Annotated in this window: 1 protein-coding gene; it reads right to left on the bottom strand. The window is 68.1% G+C overall.

Annotation, left to right across the window (positions count from 1 at the left end):
- Window positions 1-1021, bottom strand: a 1021-nt coding sequence (locus tag CFP71_RS42825; protein WP_143267333.1) for a choice-of-anchor A family protein, incomplete at both ends; no start/stop codon positions are given.

The raw sequence follows: 1021 nt of genomic DNA, 5'->3' as shown, positions 1-1021 counted from the left end.
TGACACGTCGGCCTCCGGGATCTTCTCTCTTTCCCTACACGGCGCTCTTCCGGTCTCGACGAGGTCGGGCTGGAGGACGTGCTGCTCGACGATGTGCTGCTCGACGATGTGCTCGTCTGGCTCGAAGACGTGGTCGACGTCGGCTCGGTGGAAGTCGAGGTCGGCGAGCTGGAGGTCGAGGTCGACGTGGTCGACGTCGGCGACGTGGAGCTGCTGGTGGTGGTCGTCGTCGAACTGGTGGTCGTGGTCGGGCTCGTGGAGCTGGATGACGACGTAGACGTGGACGTCGAGGTCGAACTGCTCGGCGTCGTGGTCGGCGTGCTGCCGCATTCGGGCAGGTCGCCGGTGAACGGGTAGGCGTGGAACTCCTGGCCGCCGCCACCGGTGGCCTCGGAGCTGTGCACCAGCGAGCCCGTGGTGAAGAAGCGGCCGTTCATCCCGGACGCGGTGACGGTCGCGGTGCTCCCCGGCTCGCCGACCAGCACGCTGCCCTGGAACTGGGCGCCACCGGCGATCTTCACCTTGGTGGCGTCCGGGAAGTTCCACAGGAGCCGTTCCCGCAGTTTGTTCAGCGGGTCCTGGTCGTTCAGGTCGCCGGTGAAGGTGTTGATCGTCCTGGCGGATCCCACCATGTTGACCAGGATCGTCGCCCCGGCCGGGATGCCTTCGAACTCGATCCCCTGCATGCCGCCGGTGGCCGACGTCAGGTCGAAGTCGACGTTGAACACCTGCAACGCGGATTTCCCGTCCCCGGTGAACAGGGTGCGGTATCCCTCGTTGCGTGCCGTGCCCGTGGCCGGACGCGGCGTGGTGCCTTCCCGGGCGTAACACTTGCTCGCCACTCGAAGATCCTCGCGCAGCCCCGCATAGGGTTTCGCCGCGTCGGGGTCTTTCTGGAGCGTGCCGGTCACCGTCCCGGTGACGGTTCCCGCGTGCCGGACGACGCCGTCGTCGGCGAGCAGCCGCTGGTCCGCCGCGACGCTGATGTCGCCCCCGGTGGTCAGGAAGTCGCCGCCGTCCG

Source organism: Amycolatopsis thailandensis (assembly GCF_002234405.1).
Classification (GTDB): domain Bacteria; phylum Actinomycetota; class Actinomycetes; order Mycobacteriales; family Pseudonocardiaceae; genus Amycolatopsis; species Amycolatopsis thailandensis.
The sequence above is the reverse complement of the archived record's forward strand: the minus strand, read 5'-3'. Positions and strand labels throughout refer to the sequence as shown.